At 42.0% G+C, this 26,993-nt stretch carries 24 protein-coding genes and 1 pseudogene; 10 read left to right on the top strand and 15 right to left on the bottom strand.

All coding sequences use genetic code 11. The features are described from left to right. Nucleotides 1-27: 27 nt before the first annotated feature. The gene (locus tag HUS62_RS11690) at nucleotides 28-453 is read right to left on the bottom strand and encodes a DoxX family protein (RefSeq protein ID WP_054562973.1); all 426 of its coding nucleotides are present in this window, start codon (nucleotides 451-453) and stop codon (nucleotides 28-30) included. 128 nt (nucleotides 454-581) lie between these two features. Between HUS62_RS11690 and HUS62_RS11685 the strand changes: the two genes are divergently transcribed. Continuing rightward, nucleotides 582-1,118, top strand: a complete 537-nt coding sequence (locus HUS62_RS11685; RefSeq protein ID WP_175079644.1) for a hypothetical protein — start codon at nucleotides 582-584, stop codon at nucleotides 1,116-1,118. A 26-nt stretch (nucleotides 1,119-1,144) separates the two neighbouring features. Here the strand turns inward: HUS62_RS11685 and HUS62_RS11680 are convergent, their stop codons facing one another. The 7 genes and pseudogenes from HUS62_RS11680 to HUS62_RS11650 form a co-directional block, all read right to left on the bottom strand. Then, nucleotides 1,145-1,987: a DUF4198 domain-containing protein gene (locus HUS62_RS11680; RefSeq protein ID WP_175079643.1), complete on the bottom strand. Its 843-nt coding sequence runs from the start codon at nucleotides 1,985-1,987 to the stop codon at nucleotides 1,145-1,147. 9 nt (nucleotides 1,988-1,996) lie between these two features. Next, nucleotides 1,997-2,497, bottom strand: coding sequence for a DUF2271 domain-containing protein (locus HUS62_RS11675; RefSeq protein WP_055198551.1), 501 nt, complete (start codon nucleotides 2,495-2,497; stop codon nucleotides 1,997-1,999). Continuing rightward, on the bottom strand, nucleotides 2,497-3,129 hold the full coding sequence (locus tag HUS62_RS11670) for a PepSY-associated TM helix domain-containing protein (protein WP_058586042.1): 633 nt from the start codon (nucleotides 3,127-3,129) through the stop codon (nucleotides 2,497-2,499). Before HUS62_RS11670 ends, HUS62_RS11675 begins: the two co-directional genes overlap by 1 nt. 196 nt (nucleotides 3,130-3,325) lie before the next feature. Continuing rightward, nucleotides 3,326-3,715: pseudogene (locus tag HUS62_RS11665) on the bottom strand (YbaN family protein); the annotation flags it as partial. Then, nucleotides 3,715-4,293 (bottom strand): biliverdin-producing heme oxygenase, encoded by a 579-nt coding sequence (locus HUS62_RS11660; protein WP_063529003.1) that lies wholly within the window; start codon nucleotides 4,291-4,293, stop codon nucleotides 3,715-3,717. The gene HUS62_RS11660 and the pseudogene HUS62_RS11665, both read right to left, overlap by 1 nt. Before the next feature lie 357 nt (nucleotides 4,294-4,650). Further along, entirely contained in the window at nucleotides 4,651-5,970 is a 1,320-nt protein-coding gene (locus tag HUS62_RS11655; RefSeq protein ID WP_062566332.1) for a porin, read from the bottom strand. A gap of 105 nt (nucleotides 5,971-6,075) precedes the next feature. After that, complete coding sequence (locus HUS62_RS11650) at nucleotides 6,076-6,561, bottom strand: MarR family winged helix-turn-helix transcriptional regulator (protein WP_054562966.1); 486 nt, start codon at nucleotides 6,559-6,561, stop codon at nucleotides 6,076-6,078. Between the two features lie 329 nt (nucleotides 6,562-6,890). Between HUS62_RS11650 and HUS62_RS11645 the strand changes: the two genes are divergently transcribed. The 5 genes from HUS62_RS11645 (at nucleotide 6,891) to HUS62_RS11625 (ending at nucleotide 13,362) form a co-directional block, all read left to right on the top strand. Further along, on the top strand, nucleotides 6,891-7,742 hold the full coding sequence (locus HUS62_RS11645; RefSeq protein ID WP_175079642.1) for a D-hexose-6-phosphate mutarotase: 852 nt from the start codon (nucleotides 6,891-6,893) through the stop codon (nucleotides 7,740-7,742). 68 nt (nucleotides 7,743-7,810) lie between these two features. After that, nucleotides 7,811-8,344, top strand: coding sequence for a PH domain-containing protein (locus HUS62_RS11640; RefSeq protein WP_175079641.1), 534 nt, complete (start codon nucleotides 7,811-7,813; stop codon nucleotides 8,342-8,344). Continuing rightward, nucleotides 8,337-9,869, top strand: a complete 1,533-nt coding sequence (locus tag HUS62_RS11635) for a PH domain-containing protein (protein WP_258536775.1) — start codon at nucleotides 8,337-8,339, stop codon at nucleotides 9,867-9,869. Before HUS62_RS11640 ends, HUS62_RS11635 begins: the two co-directional genes overlap by 8 nt. A 79-nt stretch (nucleotides 9,870-9,948) precedes the next feature. Continuing rightward, complete coding sequence (locus HUS62_RS11630) at nucleotides 9,949-10,188, top strand: hypothetical protein (RefSeq protein WP_158685563.1); 240 nt, start codon at nucleotides 9,949-9,951, stop codon at nucleotides 10,186-10,188. Nucleotides 10,189-10,539: 351 nt separating this feature from the next. Further along, nucleotides 10,540-13,362: a hypothetical protein gene (locus HUS62_RS11625; RefSeq protein ID WP_175079640.1), complete on the top strand. Its 2,823-nt coding sequence runs from the start codon at nucleotides 10,540-10,542 to the stop codon at nucleotides 13,360-13,362. Nucleotide 13,363: 1 nt separating this feature from the next. Here HUS62_RS11625 and HUS62_RS11620 read toward each other — a convergent pair whose 3' ends face one another. Further along, on the bottom strand, nucleotides 13,364-14,503 hold the full coding sequence (locus HUS62_RS11620; protein ID WP_175079639.1) for a lipopolysaccharide assembly protein LapB: 1,140 nt from the start codon (nucleotides 14,501-14,503) through the stop codon (nucleotides 13,364-13,366). 271 nt (nucleotides 14,504-14,774) lie between these two features. Here HUS62_RS11620 and HUS62_RS11615 point away from each other — a divergent pair, with 271 nt between their 5' ends. Continuing rightward, nucleotides 14,775-15,389, top strand: a complete 615-nt coding sequence (locus HUS62_RS11615; protein ID WP_175079638.1) for a hypothetical protein — start codon at nucleotides 14,775-14,777, stop codon at nucleotides 15,387-15,389. 47 nt (nucleotides 15,390-15,436) lie between these two features. On the opposite strand, the gene HUS62_RS11610 is transcribed toward HUS62_RS11615, so the two are convergent. Together HUS62_RS11610 and HUS62_RS11605 are read right to left on the bottom strand one after the other, a co-directional pair. After that, nucleotides 15,437-15,889 (bottom strand): cytochrome c, encoded by a 453-nt coding sequence (locus HUS62_RS11610; RefSeq protein WP_175079637.1) that lies wholly within the window; start codon nucleotides 15,887-15,889, stop codon nucleotides 15,437-15,439. A gap of 103 nt (nucleotides 15,890-15,992) precedes the next feature. Then, the gene (locus HUS62_RS11605) at nucleotides 15,993-16,463 is read right to left on the bottom strand and encodes a DUF2721 domain-containing protein (RefSeq protein ID WP_054554628.1); all 471 of its coding nucleotides are present in this window, start codon (nucleotides 16,461-16,463) and stop codon (nucleotides 15,993-15,995) included. Nucleotides 16,464-16,710: 247 nt separating this feature from the next. On the opposite strand from HUS62_RS11605, the gene HUS62_RS11600 reads away from it, so the two are divergent. Together HUS62_RS11600 and HUS62_RS11595 are read left to right on the top strand one after the other, a co-directional pair. Continuing rightward, on the top strand, nucleotides 16,711-20,415 hold the full coding sequence (locus tag HUS62_RS11600) for a S8 family serine peptidase (RefSeq protein WP_175079636.1): 3,705 nt from the start codon (nucleotides 16,711-16,713) through the stop codon (nucleotides 20,413-20,415). Nucleotides 20,416-20,545: 130 nt separating this feature from the next. Then, on the top strand, nucleotides 20,546-22,711 hold the full coding sequence (locus HUS62_RS11595) for a S9 family peptidase (RefSeq protein WP_175079635.1): 2,166 nt from the start codon (nucleotides 20,546-20,548) through the stop codon (nucleotides 22,709-22,711). 21 nt (nucleotides 22,712-22,732) lie between these two features. Here the strand turns inward: HUS62_RS11595 and HUS62_RS11590 are convergent, their stop codons facing one another. The 4 genes from HUS62_RS11590 to HUS62_RS11575 are packed head-to-tail and all read right to left on the bottom strand — an operon-like array spanning nucleotide 22,733 to nucleotide 26,407. After that, nucleotides 22,733-24,208, bottom strand: a complete 1,476-nt coding sequence (locus HUS62_RS11590; protein ID WP_175079634.1) for a HAMP domain-containing sensor histidine kinase — start codon at nucleotides 24,206-24,208, stop codon at nucleotides 22,733-22,735. Continuing rightward, nucleotides 24,205-24,933 (bottom strand): response regulator transcription factor, encoded by a 729-nt coding sequence (locus HUS62_RS11585; RefSeq protein WP_175079633.1) that lies wholly within the window; start codon nucleotides 24,931-24,933, stop codon nucleotides 24,205-24,207. The genes HUS62_RS11590 and HUS62_RS11585 overlap by 4 nt, the downstream gene beginning before the upstream one ends. A 58-nt stretch (nucleotides 24,934-24,991) precedes the next feature. Then, nucleotides 24,992-25,696: a spondin domain-containing protein gene (locus HUS62_RS11580; protein WP_175079632.1), complete on the bottom strand. Its 705-nt coding sequence runs from the start codon at nucleotides 25,694-25,696 to the stop codon at nucleotides 24,992-24,994. A 9-nt stretch (nucleotides 25,697-25,705) separates the two neighbouring features. Further along, on the bottom strand, nucleotides 25,706-26,407 hold the full coding sequence (locus HUS62_RS11575) for a spondin domain-containing protein (protein WP_175079631.1): 702 nt from the start codon (nucleotides 26,405-26,407) through the stop codon (nucleotides 25,706-25,708). 205 nt (nucleotides 26,408-26,612) lie between these two features. On the opposite strand from HUS62_RS11575, the gene HUS62_RS11570 reads away from it, so the two are divergent. Further along, nucleotides 26,613-26,984 carry a DUF4870 domain-containing protein gene (locus HUS62_RS11570; RefSeq protein WP_054563699.1) on the top strand — a complete coding sequence of 124 codons (372 nt, stop codon included), beginning with the start codon at nucleotides 26,613-26,615 and terminating at the stop codon, nucleotides 26,982-26,984. The last annotated feature ends 9 nt before the right edge of the window (nucleotides 26,985-26,993 follow it).

Genomic DNA, 26,993 nt, shown 5'->3' with positions numbered 1-26,993 from the left:
AACCTAGGTTATTGGCTGGGATAAATGTTATGCCTGACTACGTTTTAACACTAGTTGATCTAGGCTGATTTTGCCTGCACCAACACTGGCTAATGCTAAAAAGCCGCCTGCCATTGCAATGTTTTTGTAGAACATTAAAAATTGCATTTGATCATCAAGCTGAAAGTGGAATAACAAAGCACTAACTAGGCTGAAACCAGCAAAAGCGACAGCGGTAAGTTGTGTTAAAAAGCCCAGTAAAATAAATAACCCGCCAACAATTTCAAAAGCAATCACAAATGGCAGTAAGAACTCTGGTAAGCCTACTGATGCCATGTACTGTGCAGTTGCATCAAAGAATTCTATTTTGCTAAAGCCGGTTAGTAAAAAGATGGCCGATAAACCAATACGTGCCAATAAAGTGCTAATATTTTGTAAGTGTGGTTGAGCTGAGATTAAAGTAAAAAGTTTCATAGTAGGTATCCTGTTTAGTTAAGCAGTGTGTCTGCGATGGAGTAACTATAAGTTCACTTTAAAAGAGTTAAAAATTGTAAAATCAGTGTTTATCATTCTTTAAAAAAGAATTTAAAAGGAGGTTGAATATGAAGTTGTTGTTATTAATAGGGTTTTGTTTTTCGGTGGCTACAAGTAGCTTAGTGTTTGCCGAACAAAATTTACCAAATAGTCGTCATTATGAGTTGCTAGCTTCAGATATTGCGGTGCAGCAAAGCTGGCAAGTTAAAGACACAATTAAAGGTTATGAGATGCTGGAATATCAAATTAACCTTAATAAAGGCACTACTTTAAAGGTTGATTTTTCTCCATCAAATTTAAGCAACTACTTTAATATTTTACCAAAAGGCAACCCAACTGCTTTGTTTGTTGGCCCGGCAAAAGGTGATCATGCCGAGGTTAAAATTCCTGATAATGGCGATTATTTGATTCGAGTGTTTCTAATGCGCAATGCTGCGCGCCGTGATGAGCAAAGTGAATTTACAGCCGATATCACGGTATTAAAAAATACATTAAAAGGCATGCACCCAAGCTGGGATGTCGATGGTGATGGGGTAAATGATTGCGAGAAAGACGGTAGCTGCGATCACACGGTTGACTACAGCCTTCCTCGAAAGTCGAATTAGGCCTTTGCTAAGGCCTAATCAGCATATTATTCAGGCGCTACTTCAAGCGTTGTGAATAATGAGTAACGAACGTTATCGATATCTGCTTCTGCTGGTTTTTGATCAACAGATGCTTCAATCAAATACATATCGGCGTGAGCGAATGTCACAGTAAAGAAACCTTTTTTATCGGTTGTTACTTTAACTTCGTCACGCTCATTACGGTAGCGAGCACTACCACGAACAATAGCAAGCTCAACGTCAGCAGCTGGTTTGCCATCCATTAGTAATTGGAACTTAGCTTCTTCACCAGCAAATAGATCGTTCGGGTGAGTAGGGCCTGAAATTTCTAAGCCCTGACCAAGCAATGTTGGCTTAGAAGTACCATTACGGCTAACAAAAGTATCAACAGTTGCGATTGATTTTACAGTGCGCACGTCGGTTGCGCCTGCTGGTAGGTCTGCTTCTTTTTTACCTGCGAAAACACGGCCGCGATTGCCGTCTTTATCTTTATAGAAAGTCATTAGCATTGGCTTTTGCTGCATAGCAATATGGTAAGTACCGTCTTGCGTTAAGCTCACTGCCGCTGAGTTTTTGCGTTTTAAATAGTATGCACGAATCGTTTCTTCAACCGGCTTGCCATTTGGAGCAAGGGCAATTAATAAGTTGTCGTCATACTCTGCGCCTTTTTGTTTTGGGCGGTATGCTTTATCTGGGCTAAATAACTCATTAGAAATACTGGCATCGATCATCACATAGTGAGTTTTCTCACCAGATAAAGAAGTGTGAGATGGCATTAACCAACGGGCATGTGCTTGTGCATAGCCAGATGCAATTGCTGTGAAGGTCACGGCGCCGATCAGCGCCGTTTTTAATAATTTTAATTTCATTGTTTGTCCTTAATTACTGGTAATGGTAACAAAGCTAGTCGCGAACTCTTTTTCGCCTTTAATTGTGACTTTGCCGTCTTTCGTTAAGTCGATTTCAACGCGGGTGTAATCTCGGCCACCTTCTTCACGTACAACTTCAACATTTAGTAGGTAGCTACCAGGTTTAACTGGGTTGCCCTTTAAATCTTTACCTTGCCACTCAATGGTGTAAGTGCCTGGGCGTTTTGTTGCACCTGTTACACCATCAAAGCTGTCGTTGCTACGACCTGCTTTTCGCCACCACTGACGTAAGTCTTTAAACCATTCAGCTTTTTCGACCCAAAGTGCAATAGTGGTAACGTGTTTACGTTCAGGTGTTTCTAGCCATAACGCCACGTAAGGGCGATGATATGGAGAAACATCTAGCTCAGGTAAGGTAAATTCAACGGTTAGGTTGGGATCTTTTGCAAAGCTCAGTGGGCTGAATAAACAGCCAATTAGTAGAGCAACGAGTAAGTGGGCTTTTTTCATTAAGATACTCCTTTAAGTTGAGGCACCCAAACTAGATAAATAACCAAAGGCGTGGCAACACCAAGCAGCGTTAACCAAAGGCCTGCGGCACGTTTTTTACGGTTTTGAAAGAGAATAAATAATCCGGTAATAGCAAACAGAATCATCAAAACAGCTGAGATATCAATCACCCAGCTCCATGCTTCGCCTGTATGGCGGCCCTTGTGTAAGTCACCAATCAGACTCATAAAGCCACCAGTTTGATAATCAATATTAAGTTCACCGGTTTGAAAATCGATTTCGGCATAGGCAAAGCCAGCCGGAAGCGGGTAGTCGAGCATTACCAAGGCATCTTCTTTTTCCCACTCAATACTCTTTACATTGCTGAGTGAAAACTGCTGTTGCATGTATTGCTCTATTTCAGGGTAAAGGCTTGGTAATGTGTCGAGGTTTGCTTGTGCTTTTTCGAATAGCTCTGCAGAAACAAGTAGTTGGTTCTGACCATTATGTTTATCATTTTCGAGCCAACTAACGTGGTTAAGAATGATGCCACTGACACAAAATAAAATAAGCAAAAAGAATAAGGCCGTTGAAAGGTATATGTGTAAGGCGCGGCTAACGCTATAAAAGCTGCGTTTGTTAAATGAGAACATAATGCGGTTTATTCGTTAAAGATACAAATATGATAATGATTTGTATTACTGATAACAAGCAGGTTTACGTTCTTTACATTTCTTTGTGCTAGAAATGAATAGCGAGGTAAGCCATAACTGCTAGTTGCGAACTGAGAAAACAAGCAAGCAACATCAAGCGCATCTGTGTGGTTATATTAACTTGAATTAGGGTTGGTTTATTTGGCTCAGATGGGCGGTTAATTAAATAGGCTAATACACTCAATTCAATCACTGCTACTAAATACATCACCCAAATTGGCGCGGCACTTAGTAGTAAAAAAGCATATCCGATAGCCATACCAAAACCTGCTAATAACTTAGCACGGGTAGGGACAACCTTATGCTCTTGCCAAAACCTTAACGGTTGGCCGTATCTGGGGTGGTTTAGCAGCCAGGCAGAAAGCTTGGGTGATGAGCGGGTAAAGCACGCCAATGCTAGTATAAAAAAGATAGTCGTCGGCATCACAGGTAATGCAATACCTATGATACCTAAACCCACCATCAATAATCCGAGTAACTGATAGCAGCCATTTTTATAGGCGGTAAACGCCGCTCTCACATTCATCAATAAAGTTGGGCCTGATAAAACTTAAATCGTTGCAGTGCTTGCTCGGCACCCTCTATCAAGGTGGCTTGTTGCTGTTCACAGAGCTCAAGGTTATCAATAAGATGATTTAGTTGACAGTCTTTAGAGTATTCACTTGCTTTAGCAAGGTAGCGTGCACCACGTTGATTATTTAACTTTAGCTCAGCTTCTACCTGTTTGCCTAATGTAGCTGCAGAAAATTGCGCTCCTTCAATTACATACAGCCAACCAAGTACATAGGCAAAGTCGGCATTTTGAAAGCGGCAGGGGTACTGTTGATGATTTGGTAATGGGTGCTTTAAATCGTCTAAGTCCTGCTTGATTAAAGATAATCGCGTACGATCATGTAAGTTATCTATATATTGATGTAAACCAGCATGCTCGTAGAGGCCTTTTAATTCTAACTGGTAGGCATACTGTAAGGTTAAAAACTTTTTATAGTTATCTAAATCAGCACTAGGCGCTAGCGCTAATAAATGATGATCAATATCATCGGTTATGATGCTTATCGCTTGTTTTAGCTTTTCAGCTCGAGAAAGTAGCTCGAGTATTGGCATGAATAGGGTCCTCAGCAACGTCTTTAGAGTAAATGCACGGGGTAGTTGATGTTGTCATAGGGTTATACCCATAATTTCTAAGTGATAATCAAGCAAAGCTGCTATACAGCTTTTAACAATAAATCGGGCTTAGAATGGTGCTATATAATAATGATTTTCATTTGTATAGCCAGAAAATGTTTTTACTAAAGGTACAGATCGGACCTTAGCCTTAAGCATAGTGGACTACTTGGGAGTGAAGTAAGAAGTTTGCTAGTAATGAATGAACGTTAAGGGTAGCGTGAGGTTGTTGTGTGGTTTCGAGTAAATAAAAAAGCAAGGAGGCCAGCTCCTTGCTTTCACTTAATTAAGCGTATCTTAGAAGTAATAACCTATATTGATATTGAAGCGGGTTTCAGTCTCGTCGCTGTCGCCAGCAATTGAACCACCAACAAATGGTTGGTTTTTCGCTTGTACAAAATCAAAGTAAGTGAATAAGCCACCTGCGGCAACAGATACACCGGTTACATTCATCCATGTATCTTCGCTGTTATCTGACTTGTCATAAATGATGCCGTAGTCATTATAAAACTGCAGGTTAGTGACCGGGCCCCACTCTACAGGCAGGCTGTAAGCTATATTAGCATTAGTCATGGTCGCTTCTGCGGCAATACTATCGTAAAACGCATAAGCACCCACGGCCATACGGTCGACGTTGTCGATATCGTAGTTATATTCACCGTGCTGGAGCTGGAAATTCCATGGACCAATAGTACTGTTTAAGTGCACAGCCCAAGCGTAGTAATCGCCGGCTTTATCTTCGCCGTCATGTAAGCCACCCGATAACGCAGAAACACCGAGCTCGGTGGTGCCGCCGTCATGCTCAAAGTGATAACCATAACGACCAGAGAAGGTGTTGTACTCACCAATCGCATTGGTTGGTTCGGCATAAACACCTTCATCTGCAGAGCGGAAACCAACAACATCATATGAGTAGCGGTCGCTTCTGTCGCTTACGTAACCATCAACACCACCTAGCTCATCATTTTTGAAAAAGCCCAGATCAATTTGCCAGTTGTCAGCAATTTTGCGCTTGAATAGCACACCCAGATCGTGGTCATCTTCAAGACCAATATAGTAAGTGGTGCCAAAGAAGTAGTTGTGTGAATTATAAGGCCAGTTACCAAAAGGCACTTTGGTAATACCTGCCTGCACTTGCCAGTCTTCGGCAAAGTCATAAGCTGCGTAGGCATACTTAACAGCAGTCATGTAATCGAAAAAACGGATCTCAGCGTTAAGCTGTACATCACCGACATCGCCTGCAAAATTTAGCCTGAAGATGTCAAAATCGAAGTCACCACCGCGGTTTTTATTACCATCGTTATAAGATGTATGGCTGAAGTTGGTACGTACTGCACCCCCGACCTTAATGCCAGATTCTTTTTTAGGAGCTTCAACAGCTGCTGTTTGCTGCTCAAGTTGCTTCTGTTGCTTTGCTACTTGTGCATCAATTTGCGCTTGTTTTTCGGCTTGTTGTTGCGATTTTTCTTCGGCAGCATCAAGTTTGCTTTGCAGTTGCTGCATTTGCTGTTTCAGCAATTGCAGCTGCTTTTGAAGGTCATCAATTTCAGATGCCTGACTAAGACTTGAAGTTGTGCCCAAGGCTATTGCGAGGGCTAACTTTGATAGTTTAAGCATGAATTTTCGCTAGTGTTGGAATGGGTACTACCAAGCATAGTTGATAATCATGCTGAACCCAAGACTAGACACAGAAAATTAATATTAATCAATCAGTTTTAATTTTTACTGTGGTTCTAATGTCTTGGTGATTGCGCCAACTTCCAGCAGAGGTGAAGCATCAAGCTGATCTGCATCCATCATTGCGGCAATACGTTGCATTGATGAAAGTAGTAAGCTTTGCTCCCATTCATCGAGTGCTGAGAACTTTTCAATGAAGTGTTCTTGCAGAGGCTGAGGTGCTTGATCTAGTAGCTGTTTACCCGCTTCTGTGAGATGCAAACTAACTCGGCGTTTATCTAATTGGCTACGTACACGGGTGATCAGGTTACGGTTTTCTATACGGTCTAAGATATTGGTAACCGTCGCCGGGCTTAGGTTTACATTTTGTGCAATACGACTAGCGGTGATGCCATCGGTTTGTGCAACCTCGTTCATAATCAGTAATTGTGGGCCTGTTAAGCCAGAGGTTTTGTTGAGCTGTTTTGAATGAAGGTCGATGGCTCTGATCACTTTGCGCAGCGACACTAGTAGCTCGTCATACTTTTGCATGTTTCTGTCTCTTAAATAAGGCGGCGTGGAACAACCGCAATCGCAAAATATTACACATCTAATAAATTGAGTTCAAATAAATAATAACTATTTAGCTTATAAATTGCGGCCATAATGGTTGATATCGTGCTTGTTGATTAATTAGAGCAGAAATTAAAAAGCAAAAGTTAAAATTTAGATGGAGTAATTGTTGTTAACACTTAAAATGCAACTACGAGGTGACACCATCACTTTGTAGTAAAACAATTTATACAAATAACTAAATATTATTTACTAAAAGCCACTGCATTGGGTAAGGTGGATTTTTCTTTCATTAAATGGGACGAATTATGAAGTTATCGCCATCAGTTACGATTGAGCAAAGTGAAACCGGGCTTGAATTTATTAAAGTTGCTAGTGAGTTTTGTAGCGCAACTATTTTTCTGCAAGGTGCGCAGATCACTGAGTTCACGCCAACCGATAAAAAGCCACTATTATGGGTCTCAGAATTAGAAGATTACCAAGAAGGCAAAGGTGTGCGAGGCGGTATTCCGATTTGTTGGCCATGGTTCGGAGTAAGCCAACATGAAGGCTGGCCAGCTCATGGTGTTGCTCGCACAAGTTTATGGCGCGCAGAAGAAGTGAAAGAACAAGACGATTCTATTTATATCAGCTTGTCATTGCCGATGACGCAAGTTGATGAAAAGTATTGGCCTTATAAAACTAAGTTATTGGCTGAGTTTATTTTAACCTCTAGCTTAGAGATGCGTTTAACAACCACGAACTTAGATAACCAAACTGTACAGTTTACTCAAGCACTGCACACGTACTTCCCAACACCAGCAATTGAAGAAACAAAAGTAGATGGTCTACAAGGCGCCAAATACATTGAATTTGCTGAAGGTCCATTTGAGCAAAATGAGTTAGTGTCGTTTGCACGTGAAATAGACATGGTTTACACCGAAGCAAAAGACACTCAACGTATCATTACACCTGATGGCATTATTGAAGTAGGTCGCGAAAACTCAACATCCTGTGTACTTTGGAACCCATGGATTGATAAATCAAAACGTCTTTCTAATTTTGCTGATGACGAATACCACGTCATGCTGTGCTTAGAAGCGGCTAATGTCCTTGATGATAGTGTTGAACTTGCACCAGGAGCAAGCCACACACTTGCAACAAAACTACGCTGGGTATAATTTATAACATATAAAAACTCAGTGTTAGCACGTAAGGCCGGCACCGCTGGCCTTTACAAGGAATTACCGTGTTTAGTAATCAACAAATAGAAACCCTTCCAAAGCATCAAACTATTCAATTCCAACCACTTGCTGATAATGCGATATGGCATGTACAACTAAATTGGTTGTTATTTTACGTGCCTTTAATGGCCGTGATCATTGCAGTACGGCACTTTAATCCAGCCATTAGCGAAGCCATTACTACACCTTGGCTTTTGGTTTTGCCATTGTTGGTAATACTGTCGATGGTTTTCAACCTTTACAGCGTTCGCGCTAAAGGGGTGGCAGTAAGAGAGCATGATATTGCCTTTAAGCGAGGTTTAATTTGGCAACAAATCACTTTATTGCCTATTTCTCGCGTGCAACACACCGAAATTCATCGCGGCCCAATTGAGCGAAAGTTAGGACTCGCAACACTCAGGCTTTACAGTGCGGGTGGCATGAGTGCTGATTTACATATCAGTGGGTTAACTGACGAACAATGCAATGATGTTCGCCAGTTCGTGCAAAGTTATGGTGATAATGCAGCAACTCAAGAAAATGAGCTTGCCGATGAGTGATCAACAATGGCAACGCGTGTCGCCATGGGCGCTACTGTATTTTATTGTTCACTTTGCACTGCGTTTCATAAAAGATGGGCTACTTAATTTACTGCCAATTTTGGTGTTATTTGTTACGCAAGTTGAGCAAAAGCTGTTTTGGGGGCAAATAGCTGTTGCCGTAGCCTCTTTAGTTTTAGTGCTGTATGCCTTTGCTTATTATCGTAATTTTAAATACCGCATAACAGATGGTCACGAAATACTGCTCAATAAAGGGGTATTCAAAAAAGAGCGGCTAACCCTAAAATTTGCTCGAGTACAGAACGTAAACATTGCCGAGCCTTTTTATTTTCAGCCGGTTAATTTGGTTAATTGTATTTTCGATGCTGCCGGTAGTAGTGCTCAAGAAGCTGTTATCCCGGGAGTAAAGCTTAGCTATGCTGAGCAAGTTCGTGAACAAGTTATGGAATTTAAGGCTCAGTTACAACAGCAAGAGCAGCTACCTGTTGAGCAGAGCGAAGCAGCAGATACGCCGAAAACCTTAACGATCAGCAATGCTGAAATTGCTAAGTTTGGTTTGATGTCGAACATGGCAATATTGGCATTGGCCGCACTTGCTCCATTTATGAATGTGATTTTTGAGTACCTCGAAAAAACTATCATAAACCGCCTAGAGGCCATACTGAATGAGCAAGCTGCTTTTGTTGGCAGCGCAGCTGCAATCGCTGTGTTAATTATGGTTGTTGCCATTGTTTTATGTGCCATTTTACTTTCTGTTGTCATGGCCTTAGTGCGCTTTTTTAACTTTCAGCTGTATTTTCAGGACGATAAGTTTAAGCGTGTGGCAGGTTTATTTGAGCGCCAGCAACTCTCGATCAGCGTGTCGAAAATTCAAAGTGTGCAAATCAAACAAAATATTATTGCTAGGCTCCTTAATCGCTATACCTTAATTTGCCCACAAGTGAGTAGTGGTGGTATGGCTGCTGGGGTTGCGGCACATAAAAATAAACAAACGTTAGTGATGCCAGTAATCACTAAAGAGCAAGTGCAAGCCGTGTGTGGCTGGTTATTTCCATGGTTTGTTGATTTAACAGAGCTTAACTTTATTAAGCCTGAGCGAGCTTTACTTTATAAAAATACGTTTTTCTATGTGATCCTACCTACTGTATTCTCTGCTTTAATTTTCAACGCCTTATTTGATACTGCTACGATGCTGTGGAGCATTGTCGTGGGCTTAGTTTTGATGATCGGTGTGTTTTTGAATTATCAAAAAACGGGTTTGGCTATGTATCAACATGACGGCCGTTTTTTTGCCGTATTTAAAACCGGCATGCTAGGTGTGCAGTATCGTGTTTTTGAAATCTATAAAGCACAAAGCGTCACCACAATAAGCACTTATTTAATGCGCCGATCACAGCTTAAAAGCTTGTATATACAACTGCCTTCTGGTTATGTATCAATGCCTTACTTAAAAGCGGAACTGGCTGAGCAGTTTGCTGATTTCGCCCTACATGAAATAGAAGGCGTTGAGCGGAACTGGTTTTAAATAAAAATAATTCTCAATATCATTGATTCGTTTTAATATTGAGGTATACTAGCGCAACGTCAATAATCACGGGTGCGCAATGATTTATTTACTACCTATTTTAGCTATTTCAGGTGTTGTTGCCTTACTTTGTTATGCACGTTCGCAGCAGGAGTGTAAGGGCTTATGTGTGAGTGTTGCCGTTACAGCAATTGCTTTACTCGTAACCGCTGCTTTAGTCATTGCGGGGCTCGGTGCATTAAGAAGTAGCCTGATGTTTGCCGTGACTATTTTTATTATTTATCAATTACTAGGTCTAGGGCGTGCTGACCCTTTATGATTAATTTTGCAGCAGTGTGTTTGGTATTTAGGCAAGGCAGAGCCTATGTAGTGTGGTTGTTCCACATAAATAGGCGATAACGCAGCATTAATGCCAAACACGCGCTGCCCTCCGGGTTCTTCCTAGGGGCGATTAACTCTTTGTTGCTCGATTTTTACTTAGCCCACTAGGTTACAAATCTCGCGCCGCGATTAAATCGCCCCTAGAGTGAACAAATTTCAATCAACAAGGGTCAACACGCCCTACAACCGCTAAAAATCGAGTAATTTCTTACACTTTTTAACTTCAGCCTTTTAAAAAAGCATCGCATACTAATTCTTAAATTAAGCAACTTGCTAATCAAGGATTGTGATGAAAAAAGCCCTGTTAACTGTGGCATTACTTGCTGCTAGCCACGCTTCAAGCCAAGAGACTTGGCAAACTATTCATACCGAGCACTTTAATGTGCATTTTAGTACTGAGAATCAGCAATGGGCCCGTTCAGCGGCAACAGAGCTTGAAATTGTTCGCGATAAGGTACTAAAACAGCAAAACCGTGCTCTTGATGAAGTGGTCGATGTTTTGGTTTTTGACCCATTTAACGCCTCCAATGGCTTTGCTTTGCCGGTGACTAACAAACCTCTAATGGCTTTGTTTACCACGCCTCCACAATCTGACACGGTGATTTCTAACACCGATGGTTGGCAGCAGTTATTAATTTTGCACGAATATATTCATTTGGTGCACCTTGCTCAGCCTACTCGAAGTGACGTGCGCCAAGCTATTCGTAATAGTTGGGATATTTACGACTTAGTTGAAGGCGAAATGCCGCGCTGGGCTGCTGAAGGGTATGCAACGCTGCTGGAGTCGAAAATGACAGGGCGGGGTCGTTTATACGATAACCTTTCAGAGGCAATACTGGTTGAATTTGCCCAGCAAGGTGCATTGCCACAATATAGCCAATTAAGTAGTACCGAAGGGGGCTATTTAGCTGGCTCAATGGCGTATTTAATGGGATCTCGCTTTCTTGCTTGGCTGGAAGAGAACTATTCAGCGCAAACCCTTGATGCAGTTTGGACGCGCATGCAAGCGGTTAAAGCGCGTGATTTTAATGAGGCCTTTAGCGGAGTATTTGGCGATTCACCTGAACGCCTCTACCGCCGCTTTATTGCAGAATATACTTATGAAGCAATGGCTAAAGAGGTAAGTGAGCAAACACTTACAAGTAAGCTTTGGTTGGATCTTGATCTATACGCCTCGAACCCTGTTTTAAGTTTAGATAACAGTAAGCTTGCCATTGTTGAGCGCAACAAAGATGACGAAACCCGCTTAGTCATTTATAGCACTGATGACAATCAACAGGCTGCTGATGATTTTGCGAAGCAGCAACAAGCGTTACTCGATGATGACCCTGCTGATATTGCAGATAAAGCCCCCGGTGTTTTTAAGCGTAAGCAAAAACATGTGCTTCACCAAATTAATAGGCAGGGTATAAAAAACCCGCAATGGTTAGACGAAAATACATTGTTTTTCACCGCCACAACAACTGTTGCTAAAGGCTCAATTCAAGGTATTTCTGATCTATACCGCTATGATATTGATACAGGTAAAGTAACTGCATTAAGCCATCATGCAGGGCTGCGCCGCTTTAGTATCAGTGATAACGGGCAAACGGTTTATGCTGAGCAAACGAAGCATGGTTTCTCGGAGCTAGTGCGTTTTGATCTCAATACGGGTGTCGCTACGCCTTTATTTGAGAAAAGCCTAGAAACGGTTTATGACTATCCATCACTAAGCCCTAATAAAACGCAACTTGCCTATTTAAAAGCGACATTGAATGCTAATTGGCAGTTGTATATACAAGATTTAAGATCCCAAAAATCACTTACTGTACCAATGCCAGAGGGCTATCAGTATGTGTCACAACCTAATTGGCAAGCCAATGGCAAAGGGCTTTATTTTGTTGCCGGTAAAAATGCCGCTCTCGATTTATATCATTATGATCTACAAAGCAACTCACTACGCCAATTAACGCAAGGTCAAGAAGCTGTTGCACATCCAATGGCAATGAATAATGGTGAACTTTTGTATTTATCGATCACTGCAGAAGGGCCGAATATCAAGCATTTTATTGAGCAACCACAAGGATTAGAGGTTGTTGAATTTGCTAAAAGTGCGGCGCCACCACGAGGTCAGGTAACGAGCGAAGTATTACCTGAGGCGAAAATCTACCCGCAAAGCCCAACTGAGCCAGCCGATTATGATATTTGGCAGCAAAAGCCGACTTTTTCGCTGGCATCTCAGTATTATTCGGCATCATCTTCACTGCTAACCCTAGGGGTCAAAAGTAACGACTTTTTAAAGCAGCTTGATTTACAAGCAGGCTACAGTGCTGATTTACATGACAAAGCATTAGAAGGGGTGTTCGCGGCCGCTAAGTACTCAGCGTTTGATTTAAAATTTAAAGCGCTGTTATTTGATTACGACCTTGAATCGGCAAAACAGTACCATTCACAAATACCGGTGAAGATAAGTAACACTGGGGCGCATTTAGCCATGAGTTACCCGTTGCAGTTTCAGCAGCTTAGAATTACACCGAGTTTGAGCTATAACTACAGTGATTTTAGTAAGGGGGATGATCAATGGTTAACCTTTGGACTTGAACAAAAATGGCAACATGATAGACAGCGATACGGTTTTGCTCAGTCTGTGAGTGCTCAGTGGTTATCCGGTGATGCTAACTCGAATAATTGGCAAGGCTATAACTTTGCCACCGAATTGAGCGGTTATGCTTTTGATATTCCTGTTTATGTTAATTTTGCACAGCAATATCGCGATGACAGTATTCTTGCACTTGGCGGTTATGAGTCAAACTTAATTAATAATGACACGCAAAGCGGCTTTGTTGTTGCCCCAGAGTTGCCGTTTATTAGTCAATCAGGTAACCGCTATAAAGGTTATGGCGGGGGCATTAGTTACAAAGATTCATTACCTTGGCTTTATTACCAACAGCATCAAGTTGATAACCGAGTCTATGCGCAAAGTTATGGTCTCAAGTGGCAAGGTGACTTTAGCTTTGGTATGGGGCCCGCTGGTTTGAACGATGTAAACCTTGATTTTGGCGTCGCCCGGGTAGAAGGCGACGACTTTGAAAATGATTTACGGGCTTGGCTAAGCTTCTATTACTCGTTATAGCCTAGTGTTGGTCTTTTAAGGCGAAAAGCTTGGCGTGATATAGCGCCAGTTTTTCGTCTTTATTTTCTATCTCAATGGCTTTTTCTAGCCATTCCTTACTGCTTTGTTCATTACCTTGCTGAAAACTAATAATCGCTAATTCGATATAGGGTTCAGATAAATAAGGGGCTAATGCAATAGCATCTTCAAGTTGTTGCTTTGCCTTGAGAAGCTTGCCACTGTTACGGGCGTTAATTGCCGTTGCCAGTAACTCGAATGGATCCTGCTCTAGCATCGCCAACTGTGAATTGAGCTGCTCTGCCAAAACTTGATCATTCAGTTGCTCGGCCAGCACTGCGTAATTATGTAGTAAATTTGTATCGCTAAAGCCATGCTGCATTGCTGTTTGATAAATATGTTTTGCTCCAGCTAAATCACCCGCTTGGCGATGTAAAACGGCAGCTAGATTATAAAGTGCTGCTGCATTTGGGGTGTATTCATTGGCTTTTAATATATAACTATAGCTTAAGTCGAATTGTTTCAAGGCCAGTGCTTTTGCAGCCAAATTACTGTAATAACGGCTAATTAAGTCTTTTAATTCAGCGCGACCAGAGTAAAAACTACCACGAGCAGGAAAGTAATCGATTACTGTGCCTGGCGGCACCAAGTAATTATCGTCCTCATTTAAAGGGGCGTAGACTTTGGTGCGAAAATGGCCCGATACATACACGATGTTATTTTGTTTGCTATAAACAGGCTCACTGGAGACCGCTTGAAAGCCTGTTTGAAGTCCTGCTAGTTGAGCATAAGCATGGGTTAAAATTGCTAAGCTAATACAGTTACCTTGATGACCTTGAAGAGTCTGCTGGGCATTGAGTGTGGCGCTAAAGTAATTAAAATTGGTGAGCTTATTTTCTAAATAGCGATATAGGATTTGGTCATCTCTTAAATCGCCACCTTGACGTTTGGTAAAATAATTAAGAAAACGTTTCTGCTCATCTGCAGGGAGCGTAAAGAGTTCAGGGTCGCTAAGTTCAACGTGTTTAAAATGTGCTGCATTGAGTAAGCTGGCCACACTCGGTGGGGGCGTTGCTTGTTGTTTTGTACTCTTGCATCCAACTAAAAAATTAATTAAAACAAGCGCATATAATATTGACTTCATGGCCTAACCCTCCTGAGCACTATTTAATCAATGTACCCAGATCACATTAATTATTCAAGTTAGTCGTTAGTGTCATCAGCTGTAAACAGCTTGTACGGATATCTTGCCAATAGACTGTTGTTTATTTTTTATTCTTTATTGCATTCTAAAGCGCTCTCATTACAATGCCGCGCTCTTTTAAATTGCTTTAAAAACAGGTGTTTACTGTAATTTTATGGGTAATTTATAAACTGCTAACTTATTAACTAAATTGTAACGAGAGAGGTCTGTTTTGGCGCACTTTTTGCCGATTATTTCATGCTTTATTTTAGCGTTTAGCTTTTATCCGCTTTTAAATAAGATCCGTAAAAATCGCAGTGTGTCGGGCGTTTCGCTGTTAATGATGAGCTTTGGTGTCGCGCAAAGTTTATATTTCATCACCTTTAACCTGTTTTTTCAGCGTTTTTACATGGTTTTGCCGTTTGTTGTTACCGGCATGCTAAGTGGTGTGATTCTTTACTACTTTGTTCGTTACAACGCTGCGCGAAAGCAACGCATGCAGCTAGCTGGGTTATTAGCCATGTCGGTCGTGCCTTTTGGTTTGTTGCTTAACCCTCATTATGAAACAGCAACGGTGCTTAACTGGTTAACCTATGTAGGTTTAGTCATGAGCTCTATTCGTGTTATGCCGCAGACTTATAAAACCATTAAAAGTGGTGATATTAGTAATTTAAGTGCGCGCTACTTCAGCCTACAGTTTGTTGCTGGAAGCTGCGGCCTCGCTGCCGAACTTGATATGGCGACACCGAGTGTGTCTCACATACTGACCTTTGTAATGATTCTACTGACTAATACCGCTCAACTAGGGTGTATTCAGTATTATAAATCGCGCCCTGCAATGGCTTAAACTAAAAAAAGGCTGCCAATTGGCGCCTTTTTAGTTTAAGTTTTTAACTAGTCTTTGAAAGACTTATGGCAATCTTTACAGCCTTTAGCCCATGCGCCGAATGCTTTACCAATAACTTTTTTATCGCCACTTTGTGCTGCGATAGCTAATTCATCGGCGTATTGCTGGAAAGCAACCGCTTTTTTCATAAAGGTTTCGTTGTCGCTCCATACAGCTGCAAGTGCAGATGTATCACCCTTATCAGAACCCGCTACGAAAGCTTCCCAAGGCATTTTAGATAATGCCGCTGCATTGTCGGCACGCTTTTGAAAACGTTCTGCATCAAAAGGTACTTTTCCTTTTAGCATATCGCCCATGTCACCAATTTGTACGCGGATCATTGAAAATGCAGCTTGACGATACTCGATTGCATCGCTTGGCTCTTCAAATACAGTATTTGCTGATGCGCCAAGTGCCATTGTAGATAGCATTGCACCTACTACTAATTGTTTTAATTTCATTCCTTTTGCCCCTTAAGATGTCATAAAAGTAAACTAACTGAGTTGTATCTTAGCTCAATATAATATTCAAGTGTATTGCGGTTAATCTTAACTTAAGTTTAATTTAATCATTTATATCAATATCGGCGAAGATCATGCCGCGGCGCATGCTTCTTGTTGCTAAGAAAACCTCGCATAGTAAAGATAAAAATCCACATATCAGCAGCGCCATAGCGGCTACAAAGCAGCTAGCAATTGTCACGCTCAAGTTGATCGATTGGATATGCGATAAAAATAGGCACATAACCACAGCGCACACTAATAAGGCACTGAGTACACTCAAACTAAACGCGATATGGATGCAGCGAGAGCGTTTCAACAGTGCTCTTAGCTCTGTCGTTAGTGACTTATTGAAGTCTTCATCGGTACTAACTTTAAGCTTACGCTCTAACTGCCGCGCTCTATCGGTAATACGTGCCAGGCGGTTAGAAAGTACCCCTAACGTAGCTGCAATACCGGTAATTAAAAAGACGGGTGCAACAGCCGTTTGAATTACTTTTGCCATGGTAAGAATGTTGATTACTTCTGAATTCATTTAACCGTACTCTTTTTATTAAAACTCAACACATAATTTTCATTTACAAACATTTACAACTGCTCTTTACCATGTAAAGTCATTTATAAACAGCGGGTTGCAATTATCCGTGTGTTTCAACTCCAAATAAATGTAATTGTTTTGTAACTGAAATGTTGTTCTTGCTTGTGTTTCCGTTTTATATTGGTTCTGAAACTTTGTTTCAATCACTATTTAGACGATAACATAACATATCCCAGGGGAACCCATGTCTAATAATCTAATAAAAAGAACTGCAGTTGCTTTGGCTGTAACAAGTGCAATGTGCGCAAGTGCCCAAGCCAATGACTTTTCAAAGTATAATCTTGCCGGTAAAAAATTAATTAAAGCGAGTGCGGTCACTAAAAAAGAACAAAAAGTTCGCAGTGAAGCAACAAGCTGGCTTGTAAAACTCAATGCTCCAGCATCTATTAACGCAAAAGCAATGGGTGCAGATGTAGCGTCAATTCAAGCGCAAGCGAAAATAGCACAAGCAAGTGTAGAGCAAGCAATCAACAGCATGGACCTACCTCTTCAAGTTGTTGCTAAAACTTCGACGCTAGTAAGCTCAATCGTAGTAAATGGTAATAAGCAAGATGTTGCTAAGTTACTATCAAACTCTCAAGTTGAAGGTATTTACCCTGTATACGATTATGAATTGCATGTTGCTGACAGCGCTGACTATATTGAAGCAACGCCTTTAGTATCAAATGGTTTAGCAACAGGTGAAGGTGTTCGCGTTGCTGTACTTGATACAGGTATTGACTACACTCATACAGCCTTTGGTGGTGCGGGAACTGACGAAGCCTATGCTGCAGCAATCGCTGATCCTGCTTCTGTAGATTGGCCTCAAGGTAAAGTATTAGGCGGTTATGACTACATCAATTATGACAACGATCCAATTGATGTGACAACTAACCACGGTACACACGTTTCTCACTCTGTTAACGGTATTGCGCCAAACGTAGATCTATTCGTTTACTCTGTATGTAACAGTGGTTGTCCTGGTCTTGCACAACTTCTCGCGCTTGAAAGTGCAATGGACCCTGATGGTAATGGTGACATTAGCGACCGTGTTGATGTAATTAACATGTCTTTAGGTGGTGACTACGGTGATATTGCCAATGATGCTGTAGGTCTATTCATCAACCAAGCTGTTAAGCTTGGCACAAACGTTGTAATTTCAGCGGGTAATGACGGTGCATATCCTTTCATCGTTGGTGGCCCAAGTACCACTGAAAACGCACTTTCAGTAGGTGCGATGACTCACCCTACAGGTGCTGAGTCAATTGGTAGCGGCACAATTAATGGCGAAGAAGCAATTGTTCAGCCTGCAAGCTTTGGTCCACAAACAGCGTTTAGTTTCTCAAATGATGATATTGAGCTTGTTTACCCAGATGCAAATCAAACAGCATGTGAGGCGTTTGCGGATGACGTAGATTTCACAGGAAAGGCCGTTATTATCGACCGTGGTGGTTGTGCATTTACTGTAAAAGTATTAGCTGCACAAGCTAAAGGCGCTGAGTTTGTAATTATTGCTAATAGCACAGATGATGGTACGCCAGCACCAATGGGTGGTGCAGATCCTTCTGTAACTATCCCTTCTGTAGGTGTAACGTTTGCTGCAGGTACTGCACTTAAAGCAGGCGGCACATTTAACCTAACAGTTGAACGTTTAGTTCTTTCTGGCGCGATTGCTGACTTCACATCGCGTGGTCCTTCAATGGGCGGTCTGTTAAAACCTGAAATTACAGCACCAGGTGTTAACATCATGACTGCTCATCCTGGTCTAGGTGATGGGCTAACAGGCGCAACAGGTACTTCATTCTCTGGTCCTATCACAGCAGGTGCGGTGAGCTTATTAAAAGAAGCGCTACCAGAGCGTAATGCGCTTGAAATCAAAGCGACGTTAATGAACACTGCTAACCTAAATGTGACTATGGAGCCGCTAGCAATCAACCCAGACGCTGAGCTTGCACCAATTAGTTACATCGGTGCGGGCCTTGTTGATGTAAACAAGGCTGCTAACTTACCAGTTGCAGCGTGGGCTGCAGATACTAAACAAGCAGCGCTTTCGTTTGGTTTAGTAAATGCTTCAGAAACAGTTGAGCTTACTAAAACAGTTCAAGTTAAGAACTTCTCTAACGAAGATAAAGTGTACACACTTTCTCTTGAACAGCGTTATGCTGATGATGTTGAACGTGGTTCATTCGCACTTGATTACCCAGAGTCAATCACAGTGCCGGCAGGTCAAACTATGTCATTTGACGTAACTGCTACCATTGATCCTACAACATTACCTGAGTGGACATTAACGGATGATAACATCGGCTCACAAGATGCAACGGCTGATTTAACGAACCTAGAGCTTGACGGTGCGTTAATTTTCTCTGATGGTAGCGATGAAGCATTCCACCTTGTTTATCACGTATTACCAAAAGCAAATGCAGCCATGAGCTTCATGCCAGTAATGACAGATAATGGTATTGCTCATGAGTTAACAAATACAGGTGCTGTTGCACTTGAGCCAGTATTTGCTCCTACAGTGATGACTGATGATGTTGATGAAGATCAGCGCTTTGACCTAGTGGGTGCATCAATCGAAACATTCCAAGTGCCTACTGATATCTGTGATAGCGGTTATGTTACTTTAACTACTCTTGTGATGAACGAAGGTATTACTCACTCTTACGTGGGTGGTTTCATGGCTGACTTCGATATTGACCAAGATGGTACATACGATGTTACAGTGCAAAATGGTAAACTAGAGTGGTTCTATGATGATATTGAACCAGGTACTGCAATTACCTTTACGCATGGCTATGGGAGCGGTTCAGGTCAATTAAGCAATATTTTCCAAATTATCGGAAATAACCACTTAACAATGCAAAGCTGTTTAGGCGCATTTGGTCTAACTGCTGATGATATTGGTCGCGCAACTGCAAATGTTCGTTTCCGTACAGAAGAAGAAACGTGGACACCAATTGCATCAGGCGAAGGCGATGTTGCTATGGGTACATATACATTCACAGACGCATCAAGTGACGTATATGCAGCACTTGTTGATGAAGCAGGTGAAGTAGTTAGCTCATTAGAGCCTGGTGCTTCTGCAACATTATTGAATGCTGGTGCAGACTTCATGATCTTATCTGACTCAGGTTCAAAAGCGTTCGCAGCAACACCAAGCGAAGATGCTAACGTTGCACCAGTGCTTGCTGATGCATCATTCTCTATAGATGAAAACACGGCAGTAGATACAGTGATCGGCACACTAGAAGCAACATATGGTGCTGAGCTTGCTAATCCAATCGCTGAATACATTGTAGTTAACTCTACTTCTTCAGCTGTGTCAGTGACTGCTTCAGGTGATGTTGTTGTTATGAATAGCGACATGCTTGACTACGATGCTGGCATGATGAGTATTGAACTTGAAGTTGTTGCAGTAGATTCTGCAGGCAATATCTCTGAGCCAGCGATGGTGACTGTTGAAGTAATGAACGTTGCTGACGAGCCAGAAGAAGTTAACCCTGTGATCGATGCTGAGCTTGGTGAATTCACGGTTCAAGAAAACGCTGCGGAAGGTACTGTAATTGGCACTGTGACTGCGACTGACCCAGATGCAGACCTGACTCCTATCGCAACATATGAAGTGACAGGTAGTGATAGCATCAGCATCAGTGATGCGGGTGAGTTAATGGTTGCTGGCGCTATCGATTATGAGCAAACAACCTCTATCGAAGTATCAGTAACTGCGGTTGACTCTGCAGGCAACATGTCAGAAGCGGTTACTATTACTATTGCAGTGACACAAGACCCGGCAGAAGATGTTGTAGCTGAAGAACCAGCGAAGAAAAAATCTTCTTCAGGTTCACTAGCATGGTTAACATTACTTGCTGCACCGTTCGCATTCATGCGTCGTCGTAAGCAAAAGTAACTGTTTGAAAAATAAGTGATAAAAGGGAGCTTCGGCTCCCTTTTTACATTGCTTCACAAAGGCTACTTATAAACTCACGATTAATTAATTATATTAGGGACTTAATAATAAAAATTAATTTAGGATCCCTATGAAAGTTGGCCATTCACTTTGCCTTGCGGCACTCTCTTTAGCTGTTCTATCAGCGTGTCATAAAATCCCAGATAATAAAGAACAAGCCGTTATAACAGAGCAAGTTCAGGTTGTAGCTCCGCTTGCTAAAAAAATACCTCATGAAATGACCATTCATGGTGACACACGTATCGATAATTACTACTGGATGCGTGATGATGAGCGCAAAGATGCCGCTGTTATTGCCCATTTAAATGCAGAAAATGCGTATGTTGAAAGCAAGCTGGCACATACTCAAGCGCTACAAAACACCTTGTTCGAAGAGCTTAAAGGACGTATTGAAAAGGATGACGATACCGTACCGACAAAAAAAGGCGATTATTACTACTTCTCACAAACGCGCGGTGATGACGAATACCCAGTGTATGTGCGCAGCAAAGATAGCCAAGGAGAGGATAAGCAGATTATCTTAAATGTGAATGAGCTGGCTAAAAATCATGATTATTTTGCCGTAACAGGTTTAGCTGTCAGCCCAAATGGCAATTTGCTGGCTTATGGTGAAGATACCGTGAGTCGCCGTATTTACACAATTAAAGTAAAAGATTTAACCACAGGTAAAATGCTCACAGAGAGCCTTGAAGGCACGGAAGGTGATGTAGTCTGGGCAAATGACAACAAAACCTTTTACTACATCAAAAAAGACCTACAAACGCTGTTAGGGTACCAAGTATATCGCCATACGCTAGGCACCCCGCAAGCCGACGACGAACTCGTTTACGAAGAGAAAAACACCAGTTACTACACCAGTATTTATAAGAGTAAAGACCAACAAGAAATCTATATTAGTCATGGCAGCACCAGTGCTTCGGGTGTCTCGGTTATTGATGCTAATGATGTCAAAGCAATGCCAAAACGTTTTATTGAGCGCGAAGCAGGGCTTGAATATGACATCAAAAAGTTAGGTGATTGGTATTACATTGTTACTAATTTAAATGCTGTTAACTTCCAACTGATGAAAGTGCATCGCGATAAAGCTCATGATAAAGCTAATTGGCAAACGCTAATTGCTGGTCGTGATAACGTGAAACTTGAAGGCATTGAGTTATTTAACAATCATTTAGTTTACGAAGAGCGAGAAATGGGGCAAACCCGAATCACTATTCGCGACCTTCGTAACCAACAAGAGCAAGTCGTTGCGTTTAATGACCCAACTTATATGGTCTTTAGTTATGGTAATCGTGAGTTAGATAACCCTAACTTACGTGTTTACTATTCAAGTATGACAACCCCTGGCAGCAGTTACGATATCAACCTTGAAAGTGGCGAAAAAACACTGCTTAAGCAACGTAAAGTATTAGGTGATTTCAATCCTGACAACTATGCCTCTGAGCGAGTTTACGTGACCACCCGAGATGGTGTCGATGTTCCTGTTAGCCTTGTTTATCGTAAAGACAAGTTCAAAAAAGACGGCTCTAATCCGCTTATGCAATATGGTTATGGTTCGTATGGTGCGACCATGGATCCGAGCTTTTCAAGTTCACGCTTAAGTTTGCTTGATCGTGGTTTTGTGTTTGCGATTGCGCATATTCGTGGCTCGCAAATGCTGGGTCGCCCTTGGTACGAAGACGGCAAGTTGCTGAAGAAACAAAACACCTTTAATGATTTTATAGATGTGACTAAGTCTCTAGCAGCTCAAAAGTATGGTGATAAAGATAATATTTTTGCTATGGGTGGCAGTGCAGGTGGCTTGCTAATGGGGGCTGTTGTGAATCAAGCGCCTGAACTTTATAAAGGGGTCATTGCAGCAGTGCCTTTTGTTGATGTAGTCACGACCATGCTAGATGCCAGCTTACCACTGACAACAAATGAGTATGACGAGTGGGGTAACCCGAACGATAAAGTCTATTACGATTACATGCTGTCATATTCGCCGTATGACCAAGTTAAGAAGCAGGCTTACCCAAATATGTTAGTCACCACCGGCTTACACGACTCTCAAGTTCAGTATTTTGAGCCTGCAAAATGGGTTGCTAAGCTACGTGAATATAAAACCGATGATAACCTATTGCTGTTCAAAACCGACATGGAAGCAGGGCATGGCGGTGCTTCTGGGCGCTTTAAAAGCTTGCAAGATACCGCTTTATATTACGCCTTTATGCTCGATTTGGCGGGTATCGAAAAATAATAACAACACAGGCATCCGTGATTAAGCGGGTGCCTGCATAGCTAAATTAAAACGAAATTCACTGCCTTTTCCTAAGGTACTTTTTACGTTTATTTCACTATCCATTAGGGTGAGCAGTTGCTTGCAAATAGCGAGTCCTAAGCCTGTTGAGCCTCGTTTTATACTATTACGTGCTTGGTAATGAGGTTCGAAAATCGCATTGAGTTCATCCTCATGAATACCAACCCCGGTATCAGACACTGCCACGTATAACTGATCACTTTGCTGGCTAACCTTAACGGCAATTTCACCGCCATTTGGTGTGTGCCGAATGGCATTTTCGATTAAGTTTGTAAGCACCCGCTCTAATTTTGCGATGTCTGCCGTCACGGTAAAATCGCAAATTTCGGGAATAACCTTGAGTGAAATGCCTGCTGATTGCGCTGTTAGAGCAAGCTTTGCTACACAATCATAAATCAACTCGCCCAAATTAAAGGTCTCGGATTGTATTTTCACTTGGCCGCACTCTAAATTAGCCAGCTCAAAAATTTGTTCAATCAGCTGTTTTAGTTGCTGGCAGTTATCCATTGCAAGGTTGAGATAATGACGTTGCTCAGGCTCGTTTAAGTGGCTATCCGGTTTATTGATCACCTCCAAAAAGCCGTGCAGTGAAGAGAGCGGCGTACGTAAATCGTGTGATAAATGAGTGAGCAACTCACGGCGTTGTCTATCAGCGTGCTGTAATGACTGAAACTGCTCATCAATGCGCGCCAGCATGGCATTGACGCCTTTGCTTAAATTGCCAATCTCATCATGAGCCGTATAGCTAGAGTCCAATGACATTTTGGTTAGTCTGTAGTTAGCCGCTTCTATTTTATTAAGTTCTTTATTGAGTTTTTTTAACGGTAAGGTGAAAAACCGAAATAACAGCAACATCGCAATAAAGAGTGCAACTAAGGCGGCTACAAACCACATTGCGGCAAGCCAAAGGTTATCATTGGCTTTAATGTTTTTAAGGGTTGTATCGTAAGCTTGCCCGCCAATAATTACGTATAAATAACCTTGCAGTTGCTGCTGATTATAAACGGGCGCGGTCGAAAATATTTTTACGCCATCCTTGCTACGCGGATCGTCACCATAAATTGGTGTGGCAGTTGGATTGTCGAGTAGCTGCTGTATTGGGGTTAAGTTTATTTGCTGCCTAACGACTTGCCCTGGTTTAGCTGAATAAGTCAGTAAATGGCCTTCTGGGTCTACAAAATAAAACTCAAATGCAGGACCAAGTATCATCAGTGTGTGAAATAAGTTTTCTAGTGCTTCATAGTCATACACACCTTGTTTGATCAGTGGGTTGTCATGCACTAAATGTTCGGCTAGTTGGAGGTGCAAGTTTTGCTGAGCATGATGTACCGAGCTTTGTTCTAATTGCTTACTCCAATTTAAAACGAGTGCGCACAATAGGCTAAAAATAATTACCAAAGACCAAGCAAGTTTTTGATAAAGCGTCATTGATTTCATAAGTTTGCACTCAACTGACCTGGATTTAGTTTATAACCTACCCCCCAGACTGTTTCGATAAAGGTTGCAGGGTGATGTTGCTCAAACTTACTGCGTAAACGGTTTATATGGGAATTGACCGTATGCTCGTAACCGCTGTGTTGATAACCCCATACTTGGTCAAGTAACTGTTGGCGGCTAAAAACATGGTTTGGGTGTTTAGCAAAATAGACCAGTAAATCGAATTCGGTGGCGGTTAAGTTAATTGCTTGGTCAGCTAAAAATGCTTGGTGGCTGGCAAATTCAATGTGTAGTTCTCCAAGTTGAATTGCAGCTTGAGCGCTATCCTCATGGTGTGATTGAGCTGCTATAAGTTGTGACCTATGCCGTAATTGTGTTTTTATTCGTGCTTGTAACTCTCTAGCAAAGAACGGCTTGCAAATGTAATCATCAGCACCCATTTCCAAACCAATCACTCTGTCCATATCGCTACTGAGTGCGGTCAGTAAAATAACGGCAATACTTGGGTAGTGTTCTTTTATTTTGCGACATAAGCTCAAGCCATCCATTTCTGGCAGGTTAATATCAAGCAGTACTAAGCCATAACTTGAGCTGGCAAGCTTCTTTATTGCAGCCTCTGCGCTCGAGGCTTCATCAATATGTAAGTTTAGGCAGTGCAATTGTGTGCTGATAAGTTGGCGTATTGCTCTATCATCTTCGACGATTAATAATTTTTCTTGGCGCATTGCTCACTCCAAATCACAGAGGCACATCCTTATGACCTCGGTGTAAGGAGTGCGATTATTATTGCGTCCGCGTTATGGTGAACCGAGCTACCGGGTTATCAAACTTATGCTGGCTGGTGAGCACTGAGTTTGTCAGGCCATCATTTTGGCTGACCACACCTGGGTGCATTGCAACACGGTCAATATCGTCGCGCATTTCGTTGTAACCTTCGCCAGAATCAGCAGGGCCGGGGATTGTCCCAGCTGCTTCAGAGTTAGCTTCGGTGCCTGCATCATAGGCAAAACTAGTACGTGACAGTGACTCATTTACCGCTAACGAAGACACGTCTATAGCATTCAGACCGGTAAACGCGTCATTTGTATTCACCAACATGGTCGCTAAGCTGATTTTTAATTCATCAAGCTGCTCCGTGCTCAACATTAAAGTGACTTGCTCTCCTGGAGGGAGTGGACTCTCAGCTGAGCTTGAGGCCATTGCAAAATCAGTTGCTAATAATTCACTGTTATCTCCTCCTTCAGCCATTAATTCGAGCGCAGCTGAAGCTGGTTCACCTATTTGCCAAAGCATACCCTCAGAGTGAGCAATGGCTGCAATCGGTGACAATGGTTGGGCATTGGTTAAATTCGTAACTTGTACTGTAAATTCATAGCTCATAACGGGCATTACAGGATCTGTTACTTCCACCTCGTTATTATCTGAATCCCCACAGGCCGCAAGGCTGGCACTCAATGCGAGGATAATTAAGCTTTTTGAAAAGCGCATAATAACCTCCTATTTAACCGTAACTGTTAGCATCGCAACTGGGTTTAACCATCTGTGTACGGTGTTATCGAGGTCACTCATCCCCGCTTCTAAATCGTCGTCGCCTAAGTTACCCGGATGAATATGCACCATCATATTCGTTTCGCTACTGGTGACGCCGCTGCCATTCATACCCGCATTGCCACCCGGTGCAGCAGGAATACCTGGCGTGCCCGGCATGCCTGAGCCCTCAACAACAAGCTCATCATTGGCTTCGGTGCCCGCATCATAGGCATTGAGATAAACGGTGTAGGTACCAGCTTCTGTTGGGATCATCCAACTATCTAAACCTACAAAGCCATCATTGGTAGGCAGTAGCATGGCTGTTAGAGATAAGTAGTTATTGCCATCGCTGGTGGATAAGCTCGCCATCGTTGAGCTTGCTGGTGCCAGTAAACCTTCAGCTGGATTGGCAACCATGTCGCTGTTTGCGGCTGTGGCTTCAGTCATTAATGGCTCGAGATTACCACCTTCAGCCATAGTCTGTAGGGCTGTAGAAGCAGGCATAGCAACGCTGAAAAGTTTGCTGTCACTGTTATGAGCTGTAATGAGGATAGGGGTAAAGTGTAAACCTTGCGTCAGGTTAGTTAGTTTTATATCAAGCTCAGCGGCTTGGCTTGCAAGGCTGGTTACTGCGCATGCAGCGAACAAAGTTAAAGGTAAAGCTTTCATGTTAGATTCCTGTTTTTGATGATTCAAAACCAGTATCGAATAGCAATATCCAGAAACCCTCACGAAGTTATCACATTTTTATCACAACGTTGATTACAGTCTTTAGTGTTGGTCGAGAGTATTAAATTTAACCAATTTAGCTAGGGTAAAAGGTCATTAAGGTTTATAGTAGAGAGACAAACAGACCCATAACAAGGAATTTAAAATGGATGATAATCAAAAAGTTGAAATAATTGTGGCAGATAAAGAGCAGCGCACATGGGCAATGTTTTGTCACTTAAGTGCCTTAGCTGGCTTACTTTTCCCGTTTGGCTCGGTGATTGGGCCTTTGATTGTTTGGCTTGTAAAAAAAGAAGAAATGCCACTTGTAGCTGAGCATGGTCGCAAGTCATTAAACTTCCAATTAACCATGATGATTGCTTACATTGTGTGTTTTATGCTGATGTTTGTTGTCGTTGGTGTCATTCTGCTGCCATTAGTAGCGCTATTCTCATTGATTATGGTGGTCGTATCGGCGATTAAAGCCAACGATGGTAAAGAAGTTAAATATCCAATGGCGATAGAATTTATAAAGTAAACTAATTGC

It is taken from the genome of Pseudoalteromonas sp. 0303, assembly GCF_013349995.1.
In the GTDB taxonomy this organism is placed as follows: domain Bacteria; phylum Pseudomonadota; class Gammaproteobacteria; order Enterobacterales; family Alteromonadaceae; genus Pseudoalteromonas.
Note: the sequence above shows the minus strand (reverse complement) of the source record. Positions and strands in the feature narration are given on the sequence as shown.

What these genes read in the sequence shown, in the direction of transcription:
- HUS62_RS11685 (WP_175079644.1), top strand. Translation starts at nt 582, where the DNA reads ATGAAGTTGTTGTTATTAATAGGGTTTTGTTTTTCGGTGGCTACAAGT.
- HUS62_RS11675 (WP_055198551.1), bottom strand. Translation starts at nt 2,497, where the DNA reads ATGAAAAAAGCCCACTTACTCGTTGCTCTACTAATTGGCTGTTTATTC.
- HUS62_RS11610 (WP_175079637.1), bottom strand. Translation starts at nt 15,889, where the DNA reads ATGAAATTAAAACAATTAGTAGTAGGTGCAATGCTATCTACAATGGCA.
- HUS62_RS11585 (WP_175079633.1), bottom strand. Translation starts at nt 24,933, where the DNA reads ATGCGCCAAGAAAAATTATTAATCGTCGAAGATGATAGAGCAATACGC.
- HUS62_RS11660 (WP_063529003.1), bottom strand. Translation starts at nt 4,293, where the DNA reads ATGCCAATACTCGAGCTACTTTCTCGAGCTGAAAAGCTAAAACAAGCG.
- HUS62_RS11620 (WP_175079639.1), bottom strand. Translation starts at nt 14,503, where the DNA reads ATGAAGTCAATATTATATGCGCTTGTTTTAATTAATTTTTTAGTTGGA.
- HUS62_RS11600 (WP_175079636.1), top strand. Translation starts at nt 16,711, where the DNA reads ATGTCTAATAATCTAATAAAAAGAACTGCAGTTGCTTTGGCTGTAACA.
- HUS62_RS11650 (WP_054562966.1), bottom strand. Translation starts at nt 6,561, where the DNA reads ATGCAAAAGTATGACGAGCTACTAGTGTCGCTGCGCAAAGTGATCAGA.
- HUS62_RS11680 (WP_175079643.1), bottom strand. Translation starts at nt 1,987, where the DNA reads ATGAAATTAAAATTATTAAAAACGGCGCTGATCGGCGCCGTGACCTTC.
- HUS62_RS11575 (WP_175079631.1), bottom strand. Translation starts at nt 26,407, where the DNA reads ATGAAAGCTTTACCTTTAACTTTGTTCGCTGCATGCGCAGTAACCAGC.
- HUS62_RS11670 (WP_058586042.1), bottom strand. Translation starts at nt 3,129, where the DNA reads ATGTTCTCATTTAACAAACGCAGCTTTTATAGCGTTAGCCGCGCCTTA.
- HUS62_RS11570 (WP_054563699.1), top strand. Translation starts at nt 26,613, where the DNA reads ATGGATGATAATCAAAAAGTTGAAATAATTGTGGCAGATAAAGAGCAG.
- HUS62_RS11595 (WP_175079635.1), top strand. Translation starts at nt 20,546, where the DNA reads ATGAAAGTTGGCCATTCACTTTGCCTTGCGGCACTCTCTTTAGCTGTT.
- HUS62_RS11630 (WP_158685563.1), top strand. Translation starts at nt 9,949, where the DNA reads ATGATTTATTTACTACCTATTTTAGCTATTTCAGGTGTTGTTGCCTTA.
- HUS62_RS11625 (WP_175079640.1), top strand. Translation starts at nt 10,540, where the DNA reads ATGAAAAAAGCCCTGTTAACTGTGGCATTACTTGCTGCTAGCCACGCT.
- HUS62_RS11690 (WP_054562973.1), bottom strand. Translation starts at nt 453, where the DNA reads ATGAAACTTTTTACTTTAATCTCAGCTCAACCACACTTACAAAATATT.
- HUS62_RS11580 (WP_175079632.1), bottom strand. Translation starts at nt 25,696, where the DNA reads ATGCGCTTTTCAAAAAGCTTAATTATCCTCGCATTGAGTGCCAGCCTT.
- HUS62_RS11645 (WP_175079642.1), top strand. Translation starts at nt 6,891, where the DNA reads ATGAAGTTATCGCCATCAGTTACGATTGAGCAAAGTGAAACCGGGCTT.
- HUS62_RS11635 (WP_258536775.1), top strand. Translation starts at nt 8,337, where the DNA reads ATGAGTGATCAACAATGGCAACGCGTGTCGCCATGGGCGCTACTGTAT.
- HUS62_RS11605 (WP_054554628.1), bottom strand. Translation starts at nt 16,463, where the DNA reads ATGAATTCAGAAGTAATCAACATTCTTACCATGGCAAAAGTAATTCAA.
- HUS62_RS11590 (WP_175079634.1), bottom strand. Translation starts at nt 24,208, where the DNA reads ATGAAATCAATGACGCTTTATCAAAAACTTGCTTGGTCTTTGGTAATT.
- HUS62_RS11655 (WP_062566332.1), bottom strand. Translation starts at nt 5,970, where the DNA reads ATGCTTAAACTATCAAAGTTAGCCCTCGCAATAGCCTTGGGCACAACT.